This window comes from Nocardia sp. alder85J, from assembly GCF_020176955.2.
Taxonomy (GTDB): domain Bacteria; phylum Actinomycetota; class Actinomycetes; order Mycobacteriales; family Mycobacteriaceae; genus Nocardia.
Genome location: NZ_JAIUCZ020000002.1, coordinates 316,312 through 339,224 on the forward strand (window position 1 = coordinate 316,312; position 22,913 = coordinate 339,224).

21 protein-coding genes are annotated in these 22,913 nt (G+C 70.4%); 11 read left to right on the forward strand and 10 right to left on the reverse strand.

The annotated features are described in order from the left end of the window. The first annotated feature begins 9 nt into the window (after positions 1-9). On the forward strand, positions 10-1,524 hold the full coding sequence (locus LBW94_RS07685) for a sensor histidine kinase (protein ID WP_225055170.1): 1,515 nt from the start codon (positions 10-12) through the stop codon (positions 1,522-1,524). A 130-nt stretch (positions 1,525-1,654) separates the two neighbouring features. On the opposite strand, the gene LBW94_RS07690 is transcribed toward LBW94_RS07685, so the two are convergent. Further along, a complete protein-coding gene (locus LBW94_RS07690; protein ID WP_019930908.1) occupies positions 1,655-1,909 on the reverse strand; it encodes a WhiB family transcriptional regulator in 255 nt (84 codons plus the stop codon). A gap of 237 nt (positions 1,910-2,146) precedes the next feature. After that, entirely contained in the window at positions 2,147-3,187 is a 1,041-nt protein-coding gene (locus LBW94_RS07695; RefSeq protein WP_225055172.1) for a diacylglycerol/lipid kinase family protein, read from the reverse strand. A 98-nt stretch (positions 3,188-3,285) separates the two neighbouring features. Here LBW94_RS07695 and LBW94_RS07700 point away from each other — a divergent pair, with 98 nt between their 5' ends. Further along, positions 3,286-3,708, forward strand: coding sequence for a hypothetical protein (locus tag LBW94_RS07700; RefSeq protein ID WP_225055174.1), 423 nt, complete (start codon positions 3,286-3,288; stop codon positions 3,706-3,708). Positions 3,709-4,097: 389 nt separating this feature from the next. On the opposite strand, the gene LBW94_RS07705 is transcribed toward LBW94_RS07700, so the two are convergent. The 4 genes from LBW94_RS07705 to LBW94_RS07720 form a co-directional block, all read right to left on the reverse strand. Next, complete coding sequence (locus tag LBW94_RS07705; RefSeq protein ID WP_225055175.1) at positions 4,098-5,651, reverse strand: ArnT family glycosyltransferase; 1,554 nt, start codon at positions 5,649-5,651, stop codon at positions 4,098-4,100. Positions 5,652-5,805: 154 nt separating this feature from the next. Then, positions 5,806-6,282 carry a GNAT family N-acetyltransferase gene (locus LBW94_RS07710; protein WP_225055177.1) on the reverse strand — a complete coding sequence of 159 codons (477 nt, stop codon included), beginning with the start codon at positions 6,280-6,282 and terminating at the stop codon, positions 5,806-5,808. Next, entirely contained in the window at positions 6,279-6,884 is a 606-nt protein-coding gene (locus LBW94_RS07715; protein ID WP_225055179.1) for an acid phosphatase, read from the reverse strand. Before LBW94_RS07715 ends, LBW94_RS07710 begins: the two co-directional genes overlap by 4 nt. A gap of 7 nt (positions 6,885-6,891) precedes the next feature. Next, complete coding sequence (locus tag LBW94_RS07720; protein ID WP_225055181.1) at positions 6,892-7,464, reverse strand: helix-turn-helix domain-containing protein; 573 nt, start codon at positions 7,462-7,464, stop codon at positions 6,892-6,894. Between the two features lie 55 nt (positions 7,465-7,519). Here LBW94_RS07720 and LBW94_RS07725 point away from each other — a divergent pair, with 55 nt between their 5' ends. The 3 genes from LBW94_RS07725 to LBW94_RS07735 all read left to right on the forward strand — a co-directional run bounded on the left by LBW94_RS07725 (position 7,520) and on the right by LBW94_RS07735 (position 11,479). Continuing rightward, positions 7,520-8,818, forward strand: coding sequence for a serine aminopeptidase domain-containing protein (locus LBW94_RS07725; protein ID WP_225055183.1), 1,299 nt, complete (start codon positions 7,520-7,522; stop codon positions 8,816-8,818). Between the two features lie 184 nt (positions 8,819-9,002). Beyond that, the gene (locus LBW94_RS07730) at positions 9,003-10,094 is read left to right on the forward strand and encodes an LLM class flavin-dependent oxidoreductase (RefSeq protein WP_225055184.1); all 1,092 of its coding nucleotides are present in this window, start codon (positions 9,003-9,005) and stop codon (positions 10,092-10,094) included. Further along, positions 10,091-11,479: an NtaA/DmoA family FMN-dependent monooxygenase gene (locus LBW94_RS07735; protein WP_225055186.1), complete on the forward strand. Its 1,389-nt coding sequence runs from the start codon at positions 10,091-10,093 to the stop codon at positions 11,477-11,479. The genes LBW94_RS07730 and LBW94_RS07735 overlap by 4 nt, the downstream gene beginning before the upstream one ends. A 200-nt stretch (positions 11,480-11,679) precedes the next feature. Here the strand turns inward: LBW94_RS07735 and LBW94_RS07740 are convergent, their stop codons facing one another. Then, on the reverse strand, positions 11,680-12,903 hold the full coding sequence (locus LBW94_RS07740) for a PQQ-binding-like beta-propeller repeat protein (RefSeq protein ID WP_225055188.1): 1,224 nt from the start codon (positions 12,901-12,903) through the stop codon (positions 11,680-11,682). Between the two features lie 239 nt (positions 12,904-13,142). Further along, a complete protein-coding gene (locus tag LBW94_RS07745; protein WP_225055605.1) occupies positions 13,143-14,966 on the reverse strand; it encodes a DEAD/DEAH box helicase in 1,824 nt (607 codons plus the stop codon). 575 nt (positions 14,967-15,541) lie between these two features. On the opposite strand from LBW94_RS07745, the gene LBW94_RS07750 reads away from it, so the two are divergent. Continuing rightward, positions 15,542-16,240 carry a ferritin-like fold-containing protein gene (locus LBW94_RS07750; RefSeq protein WP_225055190.1) on the forward strand — a complete coding sequence of 233 codons (699 nt, stop codon included), beginning with the start codon at positions 15,542-15,544 and terminating at the stop codon, positions 16,238-16,240. A gap of 134 nt (positions 16,241-16,374) precedes the next feature. Further along, on the forward strand, positions 16,375-16,602 hold the full coding sequence (locus tag LBW94_RS07755) for a DUF3107 domain-containing protein (protein WP_225055192.1): 228 nt from the start codon (positions 16,375-16,377) through the stop codon (positions 16,600-16,602). Here the strand turns inward: LBW94_RS07755 and LBW94_RS07760 are convergent. Then, the gene (locus LBW94_RS07760) at positions 16,599-17,273 is read right to left on the reverse strand and encodes a TetR/AcrR family transcriptional regulator (protein ID WP_225055193.1); all 675 of its coding nucleotides are present in this window, start codon (positions 17,271-17,273) and stop codon (positions 16,599-16,601) included. The genes LBW94_RS07755 and LBW94_RS07760 overlap by 4 nt on opposite strands. 317 nt (positions 17,274-17,590) lie before the next feature. Between LBW94_RS07760 and LBW94_RS07765 the strand changes: the two genes are divergently transcribed. From LBW94_RS07765 to LBW94_RS07775, 3 genes are all read left to right on the forward strand, one after another. Beyond that, positions 17,591-18,559 (forward strand): DUF3152 domain-containing protein, encoded by a 969-nt coding sequence (locus LBW94_RS07765; RefSeq protein WP_225055195.1) that lies wholly within the window; start codon positions 17,591-17,593, stop codon positions 18,557-18,559. Between the two features lie 106 nt (positions 18,560-18,665). Then, positions 18,666-19,847 (forward strand): adenylyltransferase/sulfurtransferase MoeZ, encoded by a 1,182-nt coding sequence (moeZ, locus tag LBW94_RS07770; protein ID WP_225055196.1) that lies wholly within the window; start codon positions 18,666-18,668, stop codon positions 19,845-19,847. 67 nt (positions 19,848-19,914) lie between these two features. After that, entirely contained in the window at positions 19,915-20,766 is an 852-nt protein-coding gene (locus LBW94_RS07775; RefSeq protein WP_225055198.1) for a TIGR02569 family protein, read from the forward strand. On the opposite strand, the gene LBW94_RS07780 is transcribed toward LBW94_RS07775, so the two are convergent. Continuing rightward, complete coding sequence (locus LBW94_RS07780; RefSeq protein WP_225055200.1) at positions 20,763-21,431, reverse strand: FadR/GntR family transcriptional regulator; 669 nt, start codon at positions 21,429-21,431, stop codon at positions 20,763-20,765. The two genes, LBW94_RS07775 and LBW94_RS07780, sit on opposite strands and share 4 nt — an antisense overlap. Before the next feature lie 65 nt (positions 21,432-21,496). Here LBW94_RS07780 and LBW94_RS07785 point away from each other — a divergent pair, with 65 nt between their 5' ends. Further along, positions 21,497-22,894 (forward strand): MFS transporter, encoded by a 1,398-nt coding sequence (locus LBW94_RS07785; protein WP_225055202.1) that lies wholly within the window; start codon positions 21,497-21,499, stop codon positions 22,892-22,894. Positions 22,895-22,913 lie beyond the last annotated feature (19 nt).

Below are 22,913 nucleotides of genomic sequence, written 5' to 3' on the forward strand. Positions count from 1 at the left end.
GGAAAGTAGATGTCGACACTCAGTGACCTGCTGGCCGAGCACACCGATCTTCCGGGTGCCGCGGTCGACCACCTGCAACGAGTGGTCGGTGACTGGCAGTTGCTGTCGGATCTGTCGTTCGCCGATCTGCAACTGTGGGTGGGCGCCGGGCCGGTGTCCGACGGCGCGGATGTGGTCTGCGTGGCGCAGTGCCGCCCGACCACCGCCACCACCGTGCACTCGGAGGATCTGGTCGGCTCGGTCGCCATGCAGGCCGATCACCCGCAGGTGTTCGAGGCGCTGCTCAGCGGTGAGATCGTCCGGGTCGACACCGAATCCGAGTCGACCGGTGTCTACCACCCGAAACCGGTGCACGCGGTGCGCGAGGCGATTCCGGTCCGGGCCGGCAACGATGTGATCGCGGTGCTCGGCCGTGACACCGACGTCCGGCGCTCGAAGATCCGCAGTGATCTCGAAGAGGCCTACATGGCCTGCGCGGACGATCTGTGTCAGATGATCGCCGACGGCACCTTCCCGGTGCTGGAGGACCGCACCGGCTCGCATTCCAGCCCGCGCGCCGGCGACGGGTTCATCCGGCTCGACACCGGCGGCACCGTCGTCTACGCCAGCCCGAACGCGGTCTCGGCCTATCACCGCATGGGCCTGCAGAGCGATCTGGCCGGTCAGGATCTGGCGCTCACCACCCGCTCGCTGATCACCGACCCCTTCGACGCCCAGGAGGTGGTCAGCGACATCCAGGCCGCGCTGGCGGGCAAATCGGGCCGCCGCATGGAGGTCGAGGCCCGCGGCGCCACGGTGCTGCTGCGTACCCTGGTACTGCGCCCGCACGGCGAACTGGCCGGCGCGGCGGTGCTGGTGCGCGACGTCACCGAGGTGAAGCGCCGCGACCGCGCGCTGCTGTCCAAGGACGCCACCATCCGCGAGATCCACCATCGGGTGAAGAACAATCTCCAGACCGTCGCCGCCCTGCTGCGACTACAGGCGCGCCGGACCGAGAATCCGGAGGCGCTGACCGCGCTGACCGAGTCGGTGCGGCGGGTCACCTCGATCGCCTCGGTGCACGAGATGCTGTCCATGTCGGTGGACGAAGAGGTCGATCTGGACGAGGTGGTGGATCGGCTGCTGCCGATCATGGCCGATGTGGCGACCGTGCACACCGCCCGGATCAAGGTGCGCCGCGCCGGATCGCTCGGCGTGTTCTCCGCGGAGCGGGCCACCCCGCTGGTCATGGTCTTGACCGAATTGGTGCAGAACGCCATCGAGCACGCCTTCGACGCGGGTGAAAACGGTACGGTCACAATCCGTTCGGAGCGGTCGGCGCGCTGGCTGGACGTTATAATCAGCGATGACGGTCGTGGTCTGCCCGAGGGTTTCAGCCTGGAGAAGTCGGATCGCCTGGGCCTGCAGATCGTCCGCACTCTGGTCACCGCCGAACTCGGCGGTTCCATCGGGCTGCATCCGGGTACGGATGTGGGTACCGATGCGGTGCTTCGGGTTCCGCTCGGCCGCCGCGCCGCTCGGTGAGGTTTCGCGGATCCTGTACTGCGAGTTGGGCCCCGGAAACAATGAAGCCCGGCACCTGAGGTGCCGGGCTGAAAAGCGTTACGCCGGATCGTGCAGTTCCAGCTGTGGCGATAACGCGGGTGTGCCGTGCTTACACGGCACTTCGGGTTCGGGTGCGCGCGTTACGACGCTTCAGCGCCCGACGCTCGTCTTCGCTCATACCGCCCCACACGCCGGCATCCTGCCCGGACTTCAGGGCCCAGGACAGGCATTCGGCGGTGACGGGGCAGCGAGCGCAGACCAGCTTGGCATCGGCAATCTGCGCGAGTGCGGGACCGCTGTTACCCACAGGGAAGAACAGTTCAGGGTCCTCATCGCGACAGATGGCCTTGTGGCGCCAGTCCATTGTTCCTCTGCTCCTTTGCTGGGCGCCGCAAGGCGCCACCGGTTTGTGATCCGTTCACTTGTGCGACTCGAATGTTTCCGCACGGTTGCTTGTGAATGCTTTCACGAACACCGTAGATGTCAATAGCTTTGCGGTGCACCGTGGGGAAGCTCACGCTGTAAGACCCCTACATCGGGGGTCTACCGCTGTCCTTTGTACCCCCTGCTGGTGGTTTTTGCAGCGCAACGACGATGTTTCTCATCTGTGTCGGCCGGATCCGGGCTGCGGCGCGATCACGGAGAGCCGCTTCGGGACCGAAGTGAAATCCACCACGTTGCGCTGCCCGATGAAGTCACCGTCAATTTGCAGCCCGATCGGCTCACTTGCCTCGATTCGGACGGATGGCACATCGTCCAGGCGAAACAGATTGCGAGACTTCGGATCCGCACTGGTGGAGAGCAGTTGCCGGGTCACCAGCAGGGTGGACACCACCGACATGCTGCGCATGGCGAACACGCCGAGATCGGTTTCGAACGTGGTACCGGGGTTGGTGCGTACGGCCCTTCCGTCCAGATATGTCCACGGGTTGGTGTTCGTCACGAATGCGTAATGCACGTCCGTGACCGGTTCGCGATCCGGAATGTGCAACGTCACAGTCGGCGGCGTGCGTTTCGCCCGGAAGAACTCCCGCACCGTGGTTCGCACATAACGGGCAGGTGTCGCGGTGTGACCTTTGGCACGACTGCGATCGATCGCCTCGCACACGTCCGCGTCGAGTCCGACGCCCGCGCTGAACAGACTCCAGCGATCGTCGGTGAGCATCAGGCCGATGCGGCGATCGCCCGGGGCGGTCCCCGCCGCGCCGCCGGTCCCCGCCGCGCCGCCGGTCCCCGCCGCGCCACCTGTTTCCGGCTCGCCGCGCGAGTCCAGCGACAGCAGATCGATCAGCTGGTTGGTGGCGGCGACCGGATCGGGCTGGATGCCCAGCCCGCGGGCGAACACGTTCGCCGAGCCGCCGGGGATCACGCCGAGCCGCGGCGTCCACGCCTGTCCGTCGTCGACCTCCGGCACCGGCAGGAAACCGTTGATCGTCTCGTTGACCGTGCCGTCGCCGCCGTGCACCACGATCAGGTCCATCTCCTGCGTGGCCGCCCACTGCGCCAGTTCGGCGGCGTGACCGCGGTGCTGGGTGTGCGCGACCGTGAGCTGGGTGCGGCTCTCCAGCGCGTGGGCCAGCAGGTCGCGGGTCGCCGGCGTGGTGGAGGTGGCATTCGGATTGACGATCAGCAACGTCCGCACGCCGGACAGCGTAATGGGAGACCCGGATTCCCAGTGCCGCGCGTACATCCGCGCACGCCGATGCCCGGCCGGACGGCCCGTCCCCGTAGGCTGGCGGCGTGGGCGAGCAGAAGGCGGGCGATCCGGTCCCGGAGCAGACGCCGGGAACCGTGCGGGCGGCCGGGGCACTGGCCGCGCTGGAGGGCCTGATCGGTGTGATCATCGCCATCGTGCTGGTGGTCCAGGGCGCCACCGGCGGTGGCCATTCGGCCGGGCAGGTCTACGGCACCGCCGCCTGGTTCGCCATCCTGGCCGGCGCGGTGCTCGCCGCCGGTATCGGCCTGTTCCGCGGTCGCCGCTGGGGACGTGCCATCGTCGTGATCGCGCAGATCCTGTTGCTACCCGCCGCCTGGTACATGCTCCGCTCGCATCGCTTCGAACTCGGCATCCCGGTCGGCCTCGGCGCCCTGCTCACCCTCGGCCTGCTGTTCGCCCCCGCCTCCACCCAGTGGATGGCCCGGGGCTACGACGCCACCGCCTGACCGGCGACACGCCGTGCGCCACGCCGGGGTGCGCGAAGCCCCCCGAACGCCGCCTCGCCGCCTTCCCGGTCGTTTGCCCAGTTCGGATGGCCGGGTGACCCGGAACGCGCGTGCAGCGGCGTTCTCGGCAGCGAAACGGCCCCGCGTGTTGTGTGGGGGAGGCCGGGCCCGTCGGCTCCGGCGCCCGAGTCGCCCGGCCCCGGGCCCTGCTCGGCCTGCGGCCGGTCGGCCACGGCGCCTTCCGCCGGCGAGCGGCTGCCCGCACCGCTGCGCAGTGCGAACGACCGGCAACCGAGTCGTTCGCATCCTCACCGCCGCGTGGGCGACCTGGTGGCCGTGCCGCACCCCCGCTTCCGCACGAGCGACCTCGGTGCCGGAATTGTCGCAGGTCAGAGCCCGGTCGGGAAGGTCAGGGTCATCAGGCTCGGCCAGACCTCGGCCCAGGGCCGCAGCGGGTCGCGGCAGACGTAGACGGTCACCAGTCGCTCCAGACCGGGCAGGCCCAGCGGCTCGTCCAGCCGCGCCACCGGCGTGCTGCTCGCGAAGCGGTCCAGGAAGGCCCGATCGCCGACGCCGTCGACGGCCACGTACACGATCGTGCGCGCGGAATCCGGTGGCGGCCCGAAGTATCCGTACCCGCGGTTGGGGCTGTACACCGCCGGTAGTCCGTAGGACCGGCCGTATTCCTCCAGCGCGCTCGCCTCCACGTAGGAGCCCGCCGCCACCACGGCGTCGCGGCGCTCGGCTTCCGGCAGCGCCGCCAGCGCGTCGTGTACCGCGGCCGTGCTGCGGGTGAATCCGGCGCCCTGCCCGTACAGCGAGACCCGCTGCCCGTACTCCCACTGCGAGGTGACCGGCTGCGCGATCCGGTGCTGCGGCAACGGCAGCACCATCACGGCCACCGTCAGCGCGGCCGCCGACACCACCGCCAGTCCGGCGAACAGCGCGCGCACCCAGCGCCGGGCGTCGACCCGGCCGAGCACGAAGGCCCCGGCCCCCAGCAGGGCCGGGACGAAGCCCGCGATGTAATACGAGCGGCCGTTCTCGATCAGCACCGTCGCCAGCAGCAGCAGGCCCGCCACGAGCGCGAAACGGTAGGGGCGCAACGCTTCCGACCGCACCAGACCCCACAGGCCGGCCAGGCTCAGCACGCCGCCGAGCACTCCGCACTGCAACGCGATCTGCAACGCGCACGTCGCCGGGCCGGTGTGCGCGGCGTACTGTTCCGCGGCGATCACCGCGGTCATCCGCGATTCCACCCAGCCGTGCCGGCTCTGCCACAGCACCCCGGGGATCATCGCCACCAGCAGGATCAGCGAGGCGAGCCACAGCGCCGGGCGGTGCAGCATCGCGCGCGGCCCGAGCAGCAGCACGCCGATGCCGAGGAAGGCCCAGACTGCCGGAACCATCCATTTGGCCTGGAAGGCCAGTGCGGCGGCGACGCCGGCGGCGAGCAACAGCCGGTCCTGCCGGGTGCGCACCCAGCGGATCAGCAGCCAGACGATCGCCGCCTGCAACGGGATGTCGAAGGTCAGCGTCGCCAGCTGGCCGTGGTTGAAGGCCAGCGGTGAGCTGGAATAGGCTGCGGCCGCGAGGATCTGGACGCGCGGCCCGGCGCCGAACTCACGCGCGGAGGCGGCCGCCAGGATCGAGGCCGCCGCCATCATCAGCAGCGAGGGAATCCGGATCGCCAGTGGCGAACCGGGATCGAGCAGATCGCACAGATGCGCGATCGCCGGCGCGAGCGGTCCCTGGTCGGGATACGCGAGCGCGAGCCGCCGCCCGGCCGCCAGGAAATACAGTTCGTCACCGAAGAATTCGTACTTCGCCGCGGCCACGCCGAGCAGTACCGCGAAGCCACCGGCCACGGCGAGCACACCCCACCACGCGAACGGCGGCCGATCGGCGCTCGGATCGAGCCGGGACAACGTCTCGGCTGACATCGAATCCTCCCCTGAGCCACCGGAACACCGCCCCCCGGCGGTTGCCGGCGGCCCCGGACGTGGGCTCAGGCAGCACGATACCGTCCCCTCGGCCGCGGGTTTCGCCCGGCATTCCTCGGGCTTGCGTTGCCGCGAAACGGACTTCAGCCGCAGTTCAGGCGTCGGCGAGCCGGGTGAGCGCGGCCCCCGACAGCCGGTAACCGAGCCACTCCTGCTGAGGTTGCGCGCCGATCGCCCGATAGAAGTCGATCGACGGCGTGTTCCAGTCCAGCACCGACCAGGCGACCCGGCTGTAGCCGCGCGCCACCGCCACCCGGGCCAGCTCGACCAGCAGCGCCTTGCCCAGCCCGCTGCCGCGCGCCTCGGGCCGCACGTACAGGTCCTCCAGGTAGATGCCGTGCACCCCGTCCCAGGTGGAGAAGTTCAGGAACCAGATGGCGCACCCGAGCACCGCATCGCTCGAATCATCCACGGCCACATGGGCGTACAGCGCGGCGGTGGGCCCGAACAGTGCGGTGTGCAGTTGCTGCTCGGTCAGCGTGCACTGTTCGCGCGCCTTCTCGTAGTCGGCGAGGTCGTGGACGAGACCCACCAGCGCGGGTACGTCGGCGGCGGTGGCCGGGCGGATCATCGGTCGTCCTCCAGGGTCGGAACGAGGTTGTGCGCCAGCGTGCTACGGGCCTGATGATCGTGCCCGAGCACCGAGACCCCCGCGGTGGACATGAAGAACCGCCGCCCCTCCCGCACGTCGAACTCGTTCCAGCGGGCGATCAGCACCCGGGAGAAATGGCCGTGCCCCACCAGCACCACATCGCGCTCCCGCAACGCCGGCGCCACCGCATCCAGCACCCGGTCCGCGCGCGCCGACACCGCGGCGGCCGATTCGCCGCCGGGCACGTCACCGGTGAAGACGGTCCACCGCGGGGCGGTGCGCTGGATCTCCGGCGTGGTCAGCCCCTCGTAGTCGCCGTAGTCCCACTCCACCAGGTCGTCGTCGATCCGGGCGTCGGCCAGCCCGGCCAGCGCGGCGGTCCGCACCGCCCGCTGCCGCGGACTGGTCAGCGCCAGCGGGCGGTGCAGGCGCAGCCCCGCCAGCAGCCCCCGGGCCGCGCGCGCCTGCCGCTCCCCGAGCGAGGTGAGCGGCACGTCGGTGCGGCCGGTGTGTTTGTGCGCCGCCGACCACGCCGTCTCCCCGTGCCGCAACAACACCAGTCGGTATTCGGTCTCGGACATGGTTCGATCATGCCCCACCGGTGTCCGGCCGCGACCGCGGCGGCTCGGTGTCCGGCGGCTCGACCGGGAACAGGATGGGGCTGAGCAGGTATCGACCGCGCCCGGCGTCCGGCGGGTGCGACAGATGCGGCACGATCGCCGCGCGCATCCCGGTGATCAACTGCTCCAACTCGGCCCGGTCGAGCCAGATCGCGTGCTGCCGGTAGCCGACGAGATCCGTTGCCGGGTCGGCGGTTTCGTGGTCCAGATAGGCATTGAACTCGGCCAGCAGCACCCCCAGCGCGGTGGCGAAGACCTGCCGATGGTCGTCGCGGGAGAGCGCTGCGGCGGTATCGGCATCGACGGCCGCGCGGTCCCGCCGCAGCCGGTAACGGCGTTCCACCGCACCCCGGACCCGGCGCTCCTCGGCGACCTCCAGTATTCCGGCGCCGGCCAGCAACTCGACGTGCCGATACACCGTCGCCTTCGACACGTCGGGCAGCCGGGCGCACAACTGCGAGGTGGTGAGGATCCGGTCGCCGCCGAGCGCGTGCACGATTCGCAGCCGGGCCGGATGTGCCAGCAGTTCGAAGACGTCCACTGTTTAACATTCTCATATCGTGCTACCTTTCTCAAAAATAAGAAAGGTGTGGCCGATGACGACGTCGACAGATCCGGTGGCGGCGGCCGAATCCGCCGTGGCGCTGCTGCGGGCCGGTCGGTTCGACGAGCTGGAGGCGATGTTCGCGCCACGGCTGCGCGCGGCGGTCTCCGCGCGCACGGTCGCCGTCGCGTGGACCGGCGAACTGGCCCGCGTCGGCCCGGTCGCCGGGGTGTCCGCCGGTCGGCCCGAACCGGCCGCGGAAAACCTTGTGCGCGTTCGTATCCCGGTCACCTGCGCTCGAGGCGGCCTGACGGTGGTACTCGCCGTCGACACCGCGGGACAGTTGCACGGTTTCCGCCTCGCCGCCGCAGACGGCGACTGGACGCCACCCCCGTACGCCCGGGGCAACCACACCGACCACGAAGTAGCCGTCGGTGAACCACCCCGGTCCGTCCCCGGCACCGTGACCATGCCCCGCGGCCGCGGCCCGCACCCCGCCGTGGTGCTACTGGCCTCCGGCCCCACCGACCGGGACGCCACCACCGGCCCCAACAAGCCCTTCAAGGATCTCGCATACGGTCTCGCCGCCCGCGGCATCGCGGTCCTGCGCTTCGACAAACTCACCCTGATACACGGCGAGGCGGCCACCGAGCCCGGCTTCACCATGGCCGACGAGTATGTGCCGCATGCCATCTCGGCAGTACGCCTGCTACAACGACAGCCCGGCGTGGATCCGGCGCGGGTGTTCGTCGTAGGCCACAGCGGCGGCGGCAAGGCCGCCCCGCGGGTCGCCGCGGCGGACCCCTCGATCGCCGGTGTCGCGATCCTGGCGGGCGACACCGTCCCGCTCGCCCGCGCCGCCGTCCGCGTCACCCGCTACCTGGCCGACCTCGAACCGAGCGAAACCGCCTCGGCCGCAGTCGAATCGGTGGCCACCCAGGCCGCCGTGACCGACGCCCCCGAACTGTCACCGGACACCCCGGCCGCCGATCTCCTCTTCGGCTGGCCCGCCACCTACTGGCTGGACCTACGCGCCTACGACCCGGTGGCAACCGCCGCGGCCCTGGACCGCCCGATCCTGATCATCCAGGGCGGCCGCGACTACCAGGTGACCGTCACCGACGACCTCGCCCGCTGGCGTACCGGACTGGCCCACCGCCCGAACGTCACCATCCGGGTACACGACCCCCTCGACCACATGCTTTTCACCGGAACCGGCCCGTCCACGCCCGCCGACTACCAGAACCCCCACCATGTGGACCCGGCCGTCATCACCGACCTCGCCGACTGGGTCCACCCCGGCCACCGACGAAATCCTCTCGCCCGCATACTGTCCGTCCTCAGGCAGTGAACCACTCACCGGCGCTGGTCGCCGAACTCGCGGCCTGTATGCGTTGCCGTGCATCGGGGCAGGTCGTCCGGGCTCGTGGTCCGGTTGGTGGTGGTGTGGTCGAGATAGGCTGGGGGTGCGGGGGTTCGGATCAGGGTGAGGTAAAGCATGGTGCTGGGGGAGTGGTTCGATGAGAGTCGTACCTATGGCTAGCGACAGCGGTGCGCGGACGTATCCGTTCGTGGTCGGGATCGAGCTGGACGGGGAGGGGTACCACCCTGCCGCGTGGCGGCGGGCCGCGCACGAGCCGGATCGGCTGCTGACCGGGCCCACGTTGCGTACCCGGGTGACCGCTGTCGAGAATGCCGGGTTCACGTTCGCGACCTTCGACGATTCGATCCTGCCGCCCGAATCGGGGCCGGCCGGGCGGGTCGATGCCACCACTCGCGCCACGTTCGTCGCGGCCACCACCAGCACGCTCGGGCTGGTGCCGGTGGCGGCGGCCACCTATGCCGAGCCGTTCCATCTGTCCTCGCAACTGGCGACGCTGGACTATGCCTCGCGCGGCCGGGCCGGTTGGCTGGTTGCCGACGATCCGGCCGCCGCCCGCGCCTGGGGTGCGGCGCCGCGGTCGACGGCCGACGAGATACGCCGGGAGCGGGTGGATTCCGTCGAGGTCGCGCGGCGGCTGTGGGATTCGTGGGAGGACGACGCGGTGGTCCGCGACTACGCCTCCGGCCGGTTCCTGAATCGGGATCGGTTGCACTACATCGACTTCGTGGGGGAGACCTTCTCGGTGAAGGGGCCCGCCATCGTGCCGCGGCCGCCGCAGGGGCAGGTCGTGGTGTTCGGCTACGAGCCCGGCGATGTCGACGTGGTGGTGGTGCGCGGTGCGACGCGGGAGGCGACGGTCGCCGCCGCCGATGCCGCCCGGATCGCCGGTGCGACACTGGTTGTCGCCGATCTGGAGGTGGCGCTCGACACCCCGTCGGCGACCGCCGCGCAGCGGCTGGCCGAACTCGACGGGCACGAGAGTGCCACGGACACGGGCAGATTGCGCTTCACCGGCGCGGCGGCGGAGCTGGTGGCGTTGATCACCGAACTGTCCGGTGATCTCGACGGGGTCCGGTTGCATCCGGCCGTCGTCGACGAGGAACTGCCCGTGCTGTACCGGCTGGTGCTGCCCGCACTGTCGCGCGCCGGCCTGATCCAGCGTCCGGTCCCGGGGTCGACGCTGCGCGCGAATCTCGGCCTGTCCCGGCCCGCCAACCGATATGCGAAGGAGCACAGCCGATGACCGACGACCACGCGGCGGCCACCGGGCCCGGCGAGGTGCCGTTCCCGGACGCCCGAGTGCATTTCGGCATCTTCTTCCAGGGCGTCAACCACTCCACCATCTGGTCGGATCCGGCCAGCGGCTCACAGATCGACTTCGAGACCTTCCGGCGGGTCGCCACCACCGCCGAACGCGGACTGTTCGACGCGTTCTTCCTCGGCGAGGGTCTGCGGCTGCGGGAGCAGGACGGCACACTGCTCGACACCGATATCGCCGGCCGCCCCGATGCCATTGCCCAGCTGGCGGCGCTGGCCGGGATCACCGAGCGGATCGGTCTGGTCGCCACACAGAACACCACCTACAACGAGCCCGCGGACCTGGCCCGGCGCCTGGCCGGGCTGGATGTGCTCTGCGGCGGCCGGGCCGGCTGGAACGCCGTCACCACCGACAATGCCTGGACGGGCGAGAACTTCCGCCGCGGTGGATATCTCGATCATGCGCTGCGCTACGAGCGGGCCGCCGAATTCCTCCGCGTCGCCCGCGAGATCTGGGATTCGTGGTCCGACAACGCGATCGCGCCGTCGCGGCACAGCCCGGCCTGGTTGCAGGGCGACATCCGCCCGGTGGAGCGCGACAACGCGCACTTCCGCGTCTCGATCACACCCACGCTGCCGCGCAGTCCGCAGGGCCATCCGGTGATCTTCCAGGCCGGTGTCTCCCCGGCCGGACGCGATTTCGCCGCCGCCCACGCCGAGGTCATCTTCTCGCCCTACGGCACGAATTTCGATGAGGCCCTGGACTTCTCCCGCGACATCCGCCGCCGCCTGGCCGGCAACGGCCGCCCCGCCGACGACATCAGGATCCTGCCCGGCACCCAGATCGTGCTGGCGGAGAAGCAGTCCGAGGTGGAGGAGAAGGTCCGCTGGGTGCTGGAGAACCAGATCACCGGCGCCACCGCGCTGTCGCTGGTGGGTCAGGTGTGGGGCCGTGACCTCTCCGATCTCGACCCGGACGGCCCACTGCCGCAGGATGATCCGGTCGATTCGGCGATCTCCGGCACCCGCGGCGCCCAGCGCGACGGCCAGAACCGGCTCGAGATCGCCCAGCGGTGGCGCGCCCTCGCCGAGGAACAGCACCTCACCCTCCGCCAGGTGGCCGTCGCCACCTCGTTCCGCTCCGGCTTCCGCGGCACTCCCGGCCAGGTCGCCGACGAGCTGACCCGCTGGGTCCGCCACGGCGCCACCGACGGCTTCAACATCTCGCCCTACCAGGTGCCCACCGGCCTGGACGAGATCGTCGACTGGCTGGTTCCCGAACTCCAGGAACGGGGTTCGTACCCCACCGCCTACACCGGCGCCACCCTGCGCGACCACCTCGGCCTGCGCCCGCCCACGACCCGCCGCTGACCGGCCCGCGGCCGCGTCGCATCGGGCTGCCCGGACTTGCGCCGGTGCCGAATCTCCTGTCCTGCAACGCAACAGAACGTCAGGGCGAAGCGTAGCGTGCGCAGCTGACCCGACGGGCGCATCCCGCGTCATCGGCCGGCGCGGCTCACGCCGCCCGCCGGCTCGGTGTCGCGGCGCTCCAGGCGATCGAGCGCTACCGGTCAGGGCTGCCCGACGCAGTACAGCTCGGTACCGCGGCGCTCCAGGACGGTCGATCCGGTTGCCGCGAGGGTGATCAATTCGCCGTGATAGTCGGTACGCTGCAAGGGGATTCTGGAGTTCTGCGCACCCGTGGCGGGATCGAGCACCGCGATCCCGTCGGTGACCGGCAGTAGCAGCTGCCCGGCCATCAGCGCGGGTGTGCCGAGGGCGTCGGCGGCGGTCCACATCGGATCGAAAGTCGTTGCGTTCAAGGCGATCACACTGTTGCCGGTGTATACGGCGAACGCCGAGCCGACCCGCGCGACGGTGGTGTTCTCCGACAGCGCGGCGGTGAGCCGGTGGGTCGTCACCAGATTCGCAGACGCGTCGTAGACGGCGAATTCCGGTGCGCTGGTATCGGTTCCGGGCAGATAGAGGACGACCCGATTCTCCGACACCGCGATCAGCCGGGCGCCGGGGACGGCGGCGCCGGGTTCGGTCAGCACATGCGAGCCGTACTCCTCGGGCACGGTGCTGTCCTTGGGTGCGGGGTTCTGCACGGTGAGCCGGTCGGCGGGGTCGTCCGGGCAGTGCTCCAGCACCGCCAGCCGGGTGGAACTGGATGCGGCGGAAAACAATCGGCAACCCTTGCGGGGCTGGGTGCGCGGATTCACCGGGGCGTCGACGTAGCCGTACTCCAGCGTGCGCACCAGATCCGAGCGCCACACCTCCAGCCGGTCCGGCCCCTGCGCGACGGTGTACGTGCCGTCCATCGAGAAGATCACCTGCTGGTCCATGAAACTGCTGCGCGCGGTGCGCCGCGCCCCGGTGTCGGCGGCCAGCAGCGTGGTCTGACTGCACCCCCGGCGGTCCCGGTAGGTGGCGATCACCGCGCCGTACTGGGTCTCCGCGCCGCACAGCGGCATGTCCCGCTGGTACTTCCACAGTTGGTGACCGGTCACCGGATCGTGGCCGGTGAGCGTCCCGTCGTCGGCCGTCACGGCGACCCCGCTGACCGCCAGCGCACGATCGGCCGCGCCGTCGGGCGCATGCCACAGCTCGTGTAGCGACTGCGGCAGCCGCTCGGCCGCGGCCGCCGGGGCCGCGGCACGCCCCGCCGGCTCGGAGACCGTCGCGCGCGCATCGCTTTTCGCCCACACGACGACCACCAGGACCACCACGACGACGGCGATCACGGCTGCGGCAACGAGGTCGGCGCGCGTCCGCCGTTCGGGTACGAGCACGTCAGCGAGCCTATCCGATCCCGCCCCGGTCTTCGAATGCCGCCGTTCACCCGGACTCGGCCGACACCGCATCGTCATGACCGCGCCGACCGGCCCCGCCCCGCAGTCGTACGGCACAGCGTCCGAGCCGACCCCGCGGCAGCGCGGGCGACCTCGGCGGATCGTGTCGGGCGCCGTGGGGGAGTGCGGGGACGACGCTGCCCCGGATCGAGTGGTCCGGGGCAGCGTCGTCGTTCGGATCAGGCGGAGGCGGCGACGGTGGTGTCGGCCTCGGCCGCGGTGTCGGCGTCGTCAGCGCCGGCCGGCTTGCGGCGGCGACGCCGGCGACGGGCCGGCTTGTCCGCGGCCTCACCGTCGGATTCGGCGGTGATGTCCTCGTCGCCGTCGGTGTCGACGGTGCCGGCGTCGGTGTCCGCACCCGTCTCCACGGCGGTGACATCCTCCGCCTCGCTGCCCGTGCGGCGGCGGCGACGGCGACGACGGGGCTTGTCCGTGCCCTCCGGGTCGACGGCGGCGTCATCCGCGTCGGTGCGCACCTGGTCGGTGGGCTCGATACCCTCCGGCTGATCGATCGGCTGGCCGCCGCGGGTGCGGCGCCGCGAGCGGGCGCGGGTGGCGCGGGGCTCGCGCTCCACCACCACGGCGTCCTCCTCGCGCTGCGGCGTGCGGCGCAGCACGCCGGTGACGCCCTCGGGGATGCCGAGTTCGGAGAACAGGTGCGGCGAGCGCGAATAGGTCTCGACCGGCTCCGGAATACCGAGGCCCAGGGCGGAGTCGATCGAAGCCCAGCGGTTCAGCTCGTCCCAGTCGACCAGGGTGACCGCGACGCCGGTGCGCCCGGCCCGGCCGGTGCGGCCGATGCGGTGCACGTAGGTCTTCTCGTTCTCCGGGCACTGGTAGTTCAGCACGTGCGTGACGTCGTCGATGTCGATGCCGCGGGCGGCCACGTCGGTGGCGACCAGCACGTCGATCTTGCCCTTGCGGAACTTGTCCAGGGCCTTCTCGCGCTGCACCTGGCCCAGATCGCCATGCACCGCGCCGACGGCGAAACCGCGCTCGGCGAGGTCGTCGGCGACCTTCTGCGCGGTGCGCTTGGTGCGGGTGAAGATCATCGTGGCGCCGCGGGTCTCGGCCTGCAGGATGCGCGCGACCAACTCGCTCTTGTCCAGCGCGTGCGCCCGATAGACGAACTGCGCGGTGCGGTCGTGCACGGCCGAATCACTGGGCTCCTCGGCCCGGATGTGCGTCGGCTTGTGCAGGAACGTGCGGGCCAGCGTGATGATCGGGCCGGGCATGGTGGCCGAGAACAGCATGGTCTGGCGGTATCTGATGCCGCCTGAACGGGTGCCCTCCGTGGTTACGCGGGCTGCCGCCTCCGGGCCCTGACCGCTCAGGCGGTTCTCCGGCACCATGGTCAGGATGCGCTCGATATCGGGCAGGAAGCCCAGGTCGAGCATCTCGTCGGCCTCATCGAGCACCAGCACGCCGACCTTGCCGAGGATCAGGTGCTGCTGTTCGGCCAGATCCAGCAGACGGCCGGGGGTGCCGACCACCACGTCGACGCCGGAGCGCAGCGCGGCGATCTGGGACTCGTAGGGGCGGCCACCGTAGATCGAGGTCACCCGCAGCGGGCCGGCGCTGCTGCTGAGGTATTTGGCGGCCTTCTCGAGGTCGTCGGTGACCTGGATGCACAGTTCGCGGGTGGGAACGATGACCAGGGCCCGCGGCGTGCCGTCCAGCGGCGTGGTGCCGGACCCGGTGGTGGCCACCCGGTGCAGCAGCGGCACGCCGAAACCGTAGGTCTTGCCCATGCCGGTGCGGGCCTGGCCGATGAGATCCTCGCCGGCCAGGGCCAGCGGCAGGGTGAGTTCCTGGATCGCGAAGGTGCGTTCGATGCCGATCTCGCCCAGTGCGCGGACGATCTCCGGGCGAACGCCCAGCTCGGCGAAGGTGGGTGCGGTGTGAGTCGGGTCGAGTTCCGCTGTCAGCAGCGTGTCGGTCAGACCGGGCTCCGGTTCGATGGTGATCTTGCTCAGGTTCGTGCCTTCCTCGTGTTCTCGCATCTCGCGCGCACGAGGTGTGGGGAGCACCGACGGCGGCCGGTCCACGATCGGACGGCTTGCCACCAGGGCGTACCACGGATCCGGCGGTTCTCCCGCCTGTGCCGTTCCCGGCATTCGTGCCGGCCGCACGCGGTGCCTCGGGGCAACCACGCTGGGCGGCGGGCGCCGCGGTCCGGCGCAACGGGCCCGGTGAAGGGCGCCGGCCGGCGCGGCGCGACGGTGTCGCGGATCTGGTGCGCGCACATTTTCGCGGGTAACGATCAACCCCTGCTCGGCTGCTCCGGCTCGATCGGCGAGCCGGCGTCTGTGAGCCGAAATTTTCGTTGCCCATGGAGATTGTAGCGTGATAACTTTCCGCACCCGATTTCCGCCACCCGCAAATGAGGGGCGGTTTTGCGAGCGGCTCCGGATCGGGTTCCCGCGACTGTCGGTGACAGCCGCTCGCCGCGCACGGTAACTGTCCCGCGCGGAGCACGGTGGCGATGCTGTGGCGCACGGGAATTCGCTGCATTTCGCGAATTCCGGCGGCCCTGCCGGGGTGCCGGGGCGAGGTACCGGCGGTTAGGGTGGACGGTATGGGAGTGAACCCGCCGGCCGCGCCGCCCCTGTCCGACGAACCCGAAGCCCGCATCCCCGCCGACCATCCCGGCGTCACCGATCTGTTCGCCGTGCTCGCCTACGGCGAGATCTCGGCGTTCTATCGGCTGGCCGAGGAGGCCAAGCTGTCGCCGACGCTGCGCGGGAAGGTGGCGGCGGCCAAGATGGCCGCCGCCGAAATGGAACATTTCCAGACTCTGGAGCAGGCGCTCGCCGCGCGCGGGGTCGACGCCTTCGACGCGATGGCGCCGTTCGTGCGCGCGCTGGACGCCTATCACGGCTCCACCGACCCGTCGACATGGCTGGAGTCGATGGTCAAGTTCTACGTCGGCGACGGCATCGCCGCCGATTTCTACACGATTCTGGCCGCCTCGCTGGCCCCCGAGGTGTCGAGTGTGGTCCGCGACGTGCTCGCCGAGACCAACCACTCCGAATTCGTGGTCGAGGAGGTCCGCCGCGCGGTCGCGGTGAGCCGCTCCGAGCGCGACCGGCTCACCCTCTGGGGCCGTCGGCTGCTCGGGGAGGCGATCACCCAGGCCCAGTACGTGATGGCCCAGCGCGACGAGTTGACCGAACTGGTCCTCGGCGTCTCCGGCGACCTGAACGGCATCGCGGCGCTGTTCGATCACATGCAGACCCGCCACACCGAGCGCATGCGGGCGCTGGGGCTGGCCTGATCCGGCCCCGCCCACGCGGCGCGGGATCCGTTCGCTGACAGCGCACCTGCGCCGATAACGGCCCGCCCCGCCACTGCACTAGCCTGGGACGAACCAGCAACTGGACACCAAGCACACCTAGTAGGAGGTTGGCCGTGGAGGTCAAGATCGGCATTGCGGATAGCCCGCGCGAACTCGTCATCGCGAGCTCGCAGACCCAGGAAGAGGTCGAGTCGGCGGTGTCCGGAGCGCTGAGCAGCGGCAGCGGTGTGCTGACGCTGGTCGACGAGAAGGGCCGCAAGTACCTGATCCAGGCCGCCAAGGTCGCCTACATCGAGATCGGCAGCACCACCAGCGGCCGGGTCGGGTTCGCCGCCGTCTAGTCCCGCTGCCCGGGGCCGCGGGTGGGCACGTGCGACAGCCCGCCCCAGCACAGCGCGACCGTGGTGTCGACCGCCTCCTCCTTCGGGATGGGGCGGTCGGCCTCCAGCCAGTAGCGGGCGGTGATCTGGCTCGCCCCCACCAGCCCCACGGCCAGGATGCGGGCCCGGTACGGGTCCAGTCCGGAATCGTGCGACACCAGGTCGTACACCGCGTCCACACAGGCCTCGGTGGCCTGCTCCACCCGGCGCTGCACCTGCGGCTCGCTGGTCAGATCGGATTCGAAGACCAGCCGGAAGCCCTGCGTCTCGTGATCGACGAAGTCGAAGTACGCCTGTACCGCCGCGCGCACCCGTTGCCGGTTGTCGGTGGTGGAGCGCAGCGCCTGCCGCACGCTGGAGACCAGCACGTCGATGTAGCTCTGCAACACCGCCAGGTACAGTTCGAGTTTGCTGGAGAAGTGCTGGTACAGCACGGGTTTGGAGACACCCGCGCACTGCGAGATCTCGTCCATGCCCGCTGCGTGGTAGCCGCGTAGCACGAAGACCTCGCTGGCCGCCGCTAGCAGTTGTGCCCGCCGCGCGTCGCGGGGCAGGCGCGTACCGCGCTTGTTCGGAGCCATGGCCTCGGACGACAGTCGATGCGATGTCCCCCGGTCCACGAGGTCGGTCATTTCGCTTCTCCCAAATCTTTCCCGTTGGTGGGTGCCAACCCTTGCAGATTCTCCAGGGGGTATCCCATGAACAATACCCGCATGAGGTGACGCCGCGCTGGTGCTCGAGGCCACCGCGGCCGCAGCTTACGGCATCGAGGTGTCCGGCGGTGTGGGTTACGGCGGTGTTCGGGACGCTCGACGGCCCCGGCCATTGGCAATCGGCCAGTAACTGTGATTGCGGCATATGTCGCATTTCCGCGGGGAAAGGTGCCACCGTAGCGCATCGAGGGCCGGGTGCCGGAATGCGACGCCGCTGGTTGTGAGACTCTGAGGGGGTGACCGACCAACGGGCACCGGACCCGGCCGGGTATTGCCCGCCTGGGGAACCGCTGCAAGCGCGCTGGGACCCACTGCCGGAAGATCTGCCGGAACCGGACGTCGCGAAGCCGGGCCGGCTACGCCGATTCGTCGCCACCTACGGGTGGCGGGCCTACGCGCTACCGGTGCTGTCGGTGATCACGGTGCTGGTGGTGGTCGACGCGGTGCGCGGGGTGGATCAGCCCGGTGCGGCCGCGGCGCCCGCGGTGGGCCGGCTCAGCGGGCACGCCGACAAGGCCGGCATCATCGGCGCACCGCCCAAGGGCGACGGCAGTTTCGCCGGCAGGCTGTCCGGCTCGCTGCCCGCCGGCGGCCCGTACACCGAGTCCGGTGCGGGCACTTGGCATCTCGTCCCCGGGGTCACCCCGCAGGTGGGCGCGGCGCAGACCCATCTGTTCACCTACACCCTCGAGGTGGAGAACGGCGTCGACACCTCCGACATCGGCGGCGACGAATCCGTCGCGACCATGGTGGAGGCGACGCTGGCCAATCCGAAGAGCTGGATCCACGATCCCCGCTTCGGTTTCCAGCGCATCGCCGGCGGCACCCCCGACTTCCGGATCTCACTCGCCTCGCGGCAGACCACCCGGCAGCTCTGCGGTTTCGAGATCCCCATCGACTCGTCCTGCTACAACTCCGACGACGGCCGCGTGGTGCTCTCCGACGTGCGCTGGGTGCGCGGCGCGGTGGCCTTCGACGGGGATGTCGGCTCGTACCGCCAGTACCAGATCAATCACGAGGTCGGGCACGCCATCGGCTATCACGACCACCAGCCGTGCGGCAGCGACGGCGGGCTGGCGCCGGTGATGATGCAGCAGACCTTCGGCGTCGCCAACGACGACATCGCGGCCCTCGATCCCGAGGGCGTGGTGCCCATGGACGGCAAGAAGTGCCGCTTCAACCCCTGGCCGTATCCGCGCAACTAGCCGTGCGGCACCATGGTGGGGAAGAACGATCCGATTCGTGGCGTTGCACGTGTGGCGTTCACAGCCACGTGCGCCGAACGAAGTCGATTCGAGGAGTCCGAGAAACGTGTCACCAGCAACCCTGCCGCCCCTGGTGGAGCCTGCCGCGGAGCTGACCAGGGACGAGGTCGCCCGCTACAGCCGGCATCTGATCATCCCCGATGTCGGTGTCGATGGGCAGAAACGTTTGAAGAACGCCAAGGTCCTGGTGATCGGCGCGGGCGGGCTGGGCTCGCCGGCGCTGCTGTACCTGGCGGCCGCGGGCGTCGGCACGCTGGGCATCGTGGAATTCGACGAGGTCGACTCGTCGAATCTGCAACGGCAGATCATTCACGGTGAATCCGATATCGGCCGCAGCAAGGCCGACAGCGCGCGCGATTCCATCGTGGAGATCAATTCCAATGTCACTGTGCAGCTGCACAAGATCCGGCTGGAGCCGGACAATGCCGTGGAGCTGTTCCGCGACTACGACCTGATCGTCGACGGCACCGACAATTTCGCCACCCGCTATCTGGTGAACGACGCCGCCGTGCTGGCCGGCAAGCCGTACGTGTGGGGCTCGATCTACCGCTTCGAGGGCCAGGTCTCGGTGTTCTGGGAGGACGCCCCGGACGGTCGCGGCATCAACTACCGCGATCTGTACCCGGAGGCCCCGCCGCCGGGCATGGTCCCGTCCTGCGCCGAGGGCGGCGTGCTGGGTGTGCTGTGCGCGTCGATCGGCTCGGTCATGGTCACCGAGGCCATCAAGCTCATCACCGGTATCGGCGAGTCGCTGCTGGGCCGGCTGATGGTCTACGACGCACTCGACATGAACTACCGGACCATCAAGCTGCGCCGCGATCCGGCCCGGGAGCCGATCACCGGACTGATCGACTACGACGCCTTCTGCGGGGTGGTGTCCGAGGAGGGCCAGGCCGCCGCGATCGGCTCCACGATCACCGCGCGCGAGCTGAAGGACATGCTCGACGCCGGCAAGGACGTGGCGATCATCGACGTGCGCGAGCCGGTCGAATGGGACATCGTCCGGATCGAGGGCGCCACCCTGATCCCCAAGGACCGCATCCTCTCCGGGGAGGCCCTGTCGGAACTGCCGCAGAACCGCCCGATCGTGCTGCACTGCAAGTCGGGCGTGCGCTCGGCCGAGGCGCTGGCCGCGCTCAAACAGGCCGGCTTCTCCGACGCCACCCACCTGCAGGGCGGAATCCTGGCCTGGGCCAACCAGGTCGACCCGTCGCTGCCGGTGTACTGACGCCCCCGCGGTAGCAGCCCGGCGCGGCTACCGTGGATGGACAGGCGTCCGGGATACGGTACGGTCCGTGACTTCTGTGGAACCTCCCGAGCACGTGCGCGGCACGTTCGGGCTTCGCGAGGTGACGCCGGTCGCGCTCGGCGACTGGGAGGGCGGATGGCGCTGCGGTGACGTGGTGCTGAGCCCGGTGGCCGACCACGCCCGCGCGGCCTGGTCGGCGAAGGTGCGCGAGAACCTGAAGGTCGACGGCCTGCGCCTGGCCCGCCCGGTGCGTGCCACCGACGGCCGCTACGTGGTGTCGGGCTGGCGCGCGGACACCTACCTGGACGGCATGCCGGACGCCCGGCACGACGAGGTGGTGTCGGTGTCGCTGCGGCTGCACCGGGCGACCGCGGCGCTGGAGCGCCCCCGGTTCCTGTCGCAGCCGCCGGTCGCGCCGTGGGCGGATGTCGACGTCTTCGCCGCCGCCGACCGGGCGGCCTGGGAACCGGTGCCGCTGCGCACCCTGAAACTCGGTGGCATGCAACCGGCTACCTCGCCGGACGGCCGGCGCAGCCTGCAGATGCTGACGCAGCTGTCCACCCTGCGCAAGCCGGTGCACACGCCGCCGCAGCTGGTGCACGGCGACCTGTTCGGGACGGTGTTGTTCGCCGGCGACGACGGGCCCGGCCTCACCGACATCACCCCGTATTGGCGGCCCGCCCCCTGGGCCGCGGGGGTGATCGTGGTCGACGCGCTGTCCTGGGGCGGCGCCGACGACGGCCTGCTGCGGCGCTGGACCGATCTGCCGGAGTGGCCGCAGATGTTGTTGCGCGCGGTCATGTTCCGGCTCGCGGTGCACGCGCTGCATCCGCGTTCCACCCCGGAGGCGTTCGCGGGGCTGGCCCGCACCGCCGATATGGTCCGCCTGATGGTCTAGCGGTCGTTGTATTCCGAGATCAGCAGGCCGAGGAAGCAATTGGCGGCCCGCGCGGCCCGGTCCGGGTCACCGTCGATCACCGCTTGCACGAGTTCGGTGTGCTCCTTGTGGTACGGGCCGAGGGCGCGGGCGATGTTGACCCGGATGCCCTGTTCGATCACCGGCAGCAGCGAATCGTAGAACTCCAGGTACACCGCGTTGTGGCTGGCGACCACGATGGCCCGGTGCAGCTGCACGTCGATTTCCAGTGCCTCGACACCGGTTTCGTCCCAGGCCCGGCGGCGGTCCTCCAGCAGTTGTCGCAGCGAGGCGATATCGGTGTTGTCGCGGCGCTGGGCGGCCAGCCGGGCGGCGGTGGTGTCCAGCGCCTGCCGCAGTTCGAGGACATCGCGCGCCTGGGCGTCGGCGAAGTATTTGGCCAGCGTGCCACCGAGATCCGAGATGGCGATGACGTAGGTGCCCGAGCCCTGCCGTCGTTCCAGCATGCCGGCGTGCACGAGGGCCTGGACGGCCTCGCGCACGGTGTTGCGACCGGTGCCGGTCAGCTCGGTGAGCTCCGGTTCGGTGGGGATGCGGGAGCCGACCGGCCAGCTGCCGGAGCGGATCTCGGCGCGCAGCTGCTCGGTGACCTGCGCGATGAGGCTGGTGCGGCGGACGGGTTGCACGCGTCACAGCCTACCGTGCGGGAAATCCGTTGCTTCAGGTCGTCCAATCATCCTATGATTTTTACGTGACCGTAACCGCCGATCGCCGGACCTCCCCTGCCCTGACCCGCCCCGCTCTCCGTGAGGGGCGGGTACTCGTCCTGGTCGCGATCGTGCTCTCGGCGCTCAACCTGCGCACCGCCGTCACCGCGTTCACACCGCTGGCCGAGCGGATCGGCGACGACATCGGCTATTCGACGGGCATCGTCGGCGTCTTCGGGATGATCCCGACCGCCATGTTCGCCCTCGCCGGGCTGCTCACCCCGATCCTGGTGCGGCGGCTGGGGCCGGAGCGTACGGTGCTGGCGGCGATGCTGGCCGCCGGGGCCGGACAGGTGATCCGGGCCGTGGTGCCGGAAACCGTTGAGCTGCTGGGCTTCTCGGCGCTGGCCCTGGCCGGCATGGGTGTCGGCAACGTGGTGATCCCGCCGCTGGTCAAGCGATACTTCTCGGATCGGCTCGCGGTGCTGAGCTCGGTCTACATCACCATGGTGCAGCTGGGCACGGTGGTGCCGGCGCTGGTCGCGGTGCCGGTGGCGCAGGCGCACGGCTGGCGGGTGTCGCTGGGAATGTGGGCGCTGCTCGCGTTCGTGGCGGTACTGCCGTGGCTGGGGGTGCTGCGCCGTCGCAGGGGCCGGGATCTGGTGGACCGCACGGCGCTGGACGCGGTGCCCGCCCCGGGGCCGGGAACGAGGCCCGATGCGGCGCTTGCTGCTGGGGCGAATGCGGAGCTCGCTGCTGGGGCGAATGCGGAGCTCGCTCCTGGGACGAATGCGGAGCTCGCTCCTGGGACGAATGCGGAGCTCGCTCCGGTGACCCCGCCTGTCGGCGCGGTGTGGCGCTCGCCGGTGGCGTGGGGGATGGCCGGCATGTTCGGTATGACCTCGCTGACCACCTACGCCATGTTCACCTGGCTGCCGAAGATCTTCACCGATGCCGGGGCCGGCGCTGCCTTCGGTGGCAGCATGGTCGGCATCTTCGCCCTGGTCGGCCTGCTGTCGGCGCTGACCGCACCGCCGCTGGCCGCTCGGATGCGCAATCCGTTCGTCTTGGTGATCGGTTGTGTCGCTTGCTATTTCGCGTCCTTCGCGGGTCTGCTGCTGGCGCCGATGGCGGCGCCGCTGGTGTGGGTGCTGCTGCTCGGGCTGGGGCCGAGCACCTTCCCGCTCGCGCTCACGCTGATCAATCTGCGCAGTCGCACCCAGGCCGGATCGGCCGCGTTGTCGGGCTTCACCCAGGGCGTCGGCTACACCGTCGCGTGTGTCGGCCCGCTGCTGTTCGGGGTGCTGCACGGGATCACCGGCGGCTGGGTGGCGCCGTTCGCCCTGCTGGCGGCGGTGCAGGTGGTGCTGCTGGTGGCCGGGTGGCAGGCGTGCAAACCGCGGTTGCTGGAGGACACCCTGCACGTCGTCGCCGCCCGCTGACGCCCGATCGGACGGCGCG

Coding starts and splice junctions, on each gene's coding strand:
- LBW94_RS07685 (WP_225055170.1), top strand. CDS start 10: ATGTCGACACTCAGTGACCTGCTGGCCGAGCACACCGATCTTCCGGGT.
- LBW94_RS07690 (WP_019930908.1), bottom strand. CDS start 1,909: ATGGACTGGCGCCACAAGGCCATCTGTCGCGATGAGGACCCTGAACTG.
- LBW94_RS07705 (WP_225055175.1), bottom strand. CDS start 5,651: ATGTCAGCCGAGACGTTGTCCCGGCTCGATCCGAGCGCCGATCGGCCG.
- LBW94_RS07710 (WP_225055177.1), bottom strand. CDS start 6,282: ATGATCCGCCCGGCCACCGCCGCCGACGTACCCGCGCTGGTGGGTCTC.
- LBW94_RS07715 (WP_225055179.1), bottom strand. CDS start 6,884: ATGTCCGAGACCGAATACCGACTGGTGTTGTTGCGGCACGGGGAGACG.
- LBW94_RS07725 (WP_225055183.1), top strand. CDS start 7,520: ATGACGACGTCGACAGATCCGGTGGCGGCGGCCGAATCCGCCGTGGCG.
- LBW94_RS07730 (WP_225055184.1), top strand. CDS start 9,003: ATGGCTAGCGACAGCGGTGCGCGGACGTATCCGTTCGTGGTCGGGATC.
- LBW94_RS07735 (WP_225055186.1), top strand. CDS start 10,091: ATGACCGACGACCACGCGGCGGCCACCGGGCCCGGCGAGGTGCCGTTC.
- LBW94_RS07745 (WP_225055605.1), bottom strand. CDS start 14,966: ATGCGAGAACACGAGGAAGGCACGAACCTGAGCAAGATCACCATCGAA.
- LBW94_RS07750 (WP_225055190.1), top strand. CDS start 15,542: ATGGGAGTGAACCCGCCGGCCGCGCCGCCCCTGTCCGACGAACCCGAA.
- LBW94_RS07760 (WP_225055193.1), bottom strand. CDS start 17,273: ATGACCGACCTCGTGGACCGGGGGACATCGCATCGACTGTCGTCCGAG.